Source organism: Azospirillum sp. Sh1, assembly GCF_008365135.1.
Taxonomy (GTDB): domain Bacteria; phylum Pseudomonadota; class Alphaproteobacteria; order Azospirillales; family Azospirillaceae; genus Azospirillum; species Azospirillum oryzae.
In genome coordinates, this window is record NZ_VTTK01000085.1 from 1 (window position 1) to 2,584 (window position 2,584).

The 2,584-nt window shown below is 68.8% G+C and carries 3 protein-coding genes; all 3 read left to right on the plus strand.

Annotated features, from left to right (window positions below):
- The first annotated feature begins 97 nt into the window (after positions 1–97).
- The 3 genes from FZ029_RS32670 (at position 98) to FZ029_RS32680 (ending at position 2,560) form a co-directional block, all read left to right on the plus strand.
- Positions 98–508 (plus strand): transposase, encoded by a 411-nt coding sequence (locus FZ029_RS32670; protein WP_149274356.1) that lies wholly within the window; start codon positions 98–100, stop codon positions 506–508.
- Positions 505–852 (plus strand): IS66 family insertion sequence element accessory protein TnpB, encoded by a 348-nt coding sequence (gene tnpB / locus FZ029_RS32675; protein WP_149274358.1) that lies wholly within the window; start codon positions 505–507, stop codon positions 850–852. The genes FZ029_RS32670 and tnpB overlap by 4 nt, the downstream gene beginning before the upstream one ends.
- A 79-nt stretch (positions 853–931) precedes the next feature.
- Positions 932–2,560, plus strand: coding sequence for an IS66 family transposase (locus FZ029_RS32680; protein ID WP_149274360.1), 1,629 nt, complete (start codon positions 932–934; stop codon positions 2,558–2,560).
- Positions 2,561–2,584: the final 24 nt, after the last annotated feature.

Below are 2,584 nucleotides of genomic sequence, written 5' to 3' on the forward strand. Positions count from 1 at the left end.
GTACGCCTCCGGTGAGTGCCGCCTTGGCAAAATAGGGTCCGACGTCTGAGTTTTGCGTGGCGCGTCATTGCGCGGACGCAAACGAGTTGCAAACGTCATGGCTTATCAGCGGGTCGAGGTTCTGACGGGGACGGAGCGGCGGCGAAATTACACGCCGGCGGAGAAGGTCCGAATGGTCGAGGAGGCGTTCCGCCCCGGCGTGGTGGTGACGGAAGCTGCCCGCCGGCTGGGCGTGCACGAAAGTCTGCTATACCGCTGGCGAGGGCTGATGAAGGCGAGCGGGACCGCCGTGGCCGAACCGTCCAGCTTCGTCGCAGTGACCATCACCCCGGAGCCGACCGTAATCGACCCGCCGGCGGTGGAGCCCCCTGAACCATTGCCGCCTCCAGCGGGTCCGACCACGAGCCCGGCGATCCTCGAGGTCATCCTGCCCAGCGGGGCACGCCTGCGTCTGGAAGGGCCGGTCGATCCGGCTCTGGCGGCGGCCGTCGTCGGTGCCCTGGCATGATCCCGGTGCCGAGTGGCGTGCGGGTGTGGCTGGCCAGCGGACACACTGACATGCGCAAAGGCTGGGCGAGTTTGGCGCTGCTGGTGCAGGAACGCTTCGCCCAAGACCCGCACAGCGGCCATCTCTTCATCTTCCGCGGGCGCCGCGGCGATCTGGTGAAGATCATCTGGTATGACGGCCAGGGCAGTTGCCTGTTCATGAAGAGGCTGGAGCGGGGCCGGTTCATATGGCCAACGCCGGCAGACAGTGCGGTGTCGATCTCGGCTGGACAGATGGGCTATCTGCTCGAGGGCATCGACTGGCGCAACCCGCAGAAGACTTGGCGCCCCGAGGCCGCGGGGTGACTGCGACACGGTGAATCGACGCACCGGTTCAGGGGTGATTGCGGCGGCTCAACGGCGCGTTTCCAGGTAAACTGGCGCCATGACCGCCGCCCCGCCCGACGATATTGCCAGCCTGCGCGCCGCCTTGGCGCAGGCCGAGGCGCGGGCGGACGCGGCGGAAGCCGACGCGGCCCGGGCCAGGGCGATGGCATCCAACACCGAGGCGCTGATCGCCGGCCTGAAGCTGGAGATCGAGAAACTCCGGCGCGAACTCTACGGCACACGCTCCGAGCGCAAGGCGCGTCTGCTGGACCAGTTGGAGTTCCAGCTCGAAGAGCTGGAAGCGACAGCCAGCGAGGACGAGTTGGCAGCCGAGCAGGCCGCCGCCCGAACGACCGCGGTGGCGGCCTTCAGCCGCAAACGGCCATCGCGCCAGCCCTTTCCCGGGCATCTGCCGCGCGAGCGCGTCGTTGTGCCGGCACCGGCGAGCTGCCCGTGCTGCGGCTCGGACAAGCTGTGCAAGCTGGGCGAGACGATCACTGAGACGCTGGAGGTGATCCCGCGTCAATGGAAGGTGATCCAGACGGTGCGCGAGCGGTTCTCCTGCCGGGCCTGCGAGACGATCAGCCAGCCGCCGGCGCCGTTCCATGCCACCCCACGGGGCTGGGCCGGCCCCAACCTGCTGGCCACCGTTCTGTTCGAGAAGTTCGGCCAGCATCAGCCGCTGAACCGGCAGGCAGAACGCTTCGCACGGGAGGGTGTGCCGCTCAGCCTGTCCACCCTGGCCGACCAGGTGGGCGCCGCCGCCGCGGTGCTGAAGCCGCTGCACGACCTGATCGCCGCGCATGTGATGGCGGCCGGGCGGCTGCATGGCGACGACACGCCGGTGCCGGTGCTGGCCAAGGGCAAGACCGACACCGGGCGGCTGTGGGTGTATGTGCGTGATGACCGGCCGTTTGCCGGCCAAGCCCCACCGGCAGCACTGTTCCACTATTCGCGAGACCGCAAAGGCGAGCATCCCGAACGGCACCTGGCCGGCTTCACGGGCTGGCTGCAGGCCGATGCGTTCGCCGGCTACAACCGGCTGTACGAACCCGACCGCCGGCCGGGGCCGATCCGCGACGTGCTGTGCTGGGCGCATGCCCGGCGCGGTTTCTTCAAGCTGGCCGACATCGCCGCGAACACCAAACGCGGCAAGGACGCCCCGCCGATCTCACCGCTGGCGCTGGAAGCCGTAAGGCGCATCGACGCCATCTTCGATCTCGAGCGCGCGTTGAACGGCAAGCCGGCGGCCGAGCGGCTGGCGGCCCGCCGGGAGCACGGAGTCACCCTGGTAGCCGCGCTGGAGGACTGGATGCGGACGGAACGCGCCCGGCTCTCCCGCCATGCCCCAGTGGCCAAGGCGATGGACTACATGCTGACGCGTTGGGGCGGCTTCACCCGCTTCCTCGGCGACGGCCGGCTGTGCCTGACCAACAATGCCGCCGAACGCGGCCTGCGCGGGATCGCCCTCGGGAGGAAAGCGTGGCTGTTCTGCGGCTCCGATCGCGGCGGCCAGCGGGCGGCGATCATGTACGGCCTGATCACCACGGCGAAGCTCAACGACGTCGATCCCCAGGCATGGCTCGCCGATGTGCTGGCCCGCATCAACGACATCCCCCAAACCCGCCTGCACGAACTCCTCCCCTGGGAATGGAAGGCAATCCGCGAGCAGACGAAAGCTGCCTGACCGCGGCACTCAGCGGATGCTTAC

What these genes read in the sequence shown, in the direction of transcription:
- FZ029_RS32680 (WP_149274360.1), top strand. Translation starts at nt 932, where the DNA reads ATGACCGCCGCCCCGCCCGACGATATTGCCAGCCTGCGCGCCGCCTTG.
- FZ029_RS32670 (WP_149274356.1), top strand. Translation starts at nt 98, where the DNA reads ATGGCTTATCAGCGGGTCGAGGTTCTGACGGGGACGGAGCGGCGGCGA.
- tnpB (WP_149274358.1), top strand. Translation starts at nt 505, where the DNA reads ATGATCCCGGTGCCGAGTGGCGTGCGGGTGTGGCTGGCCAGCGGACAC.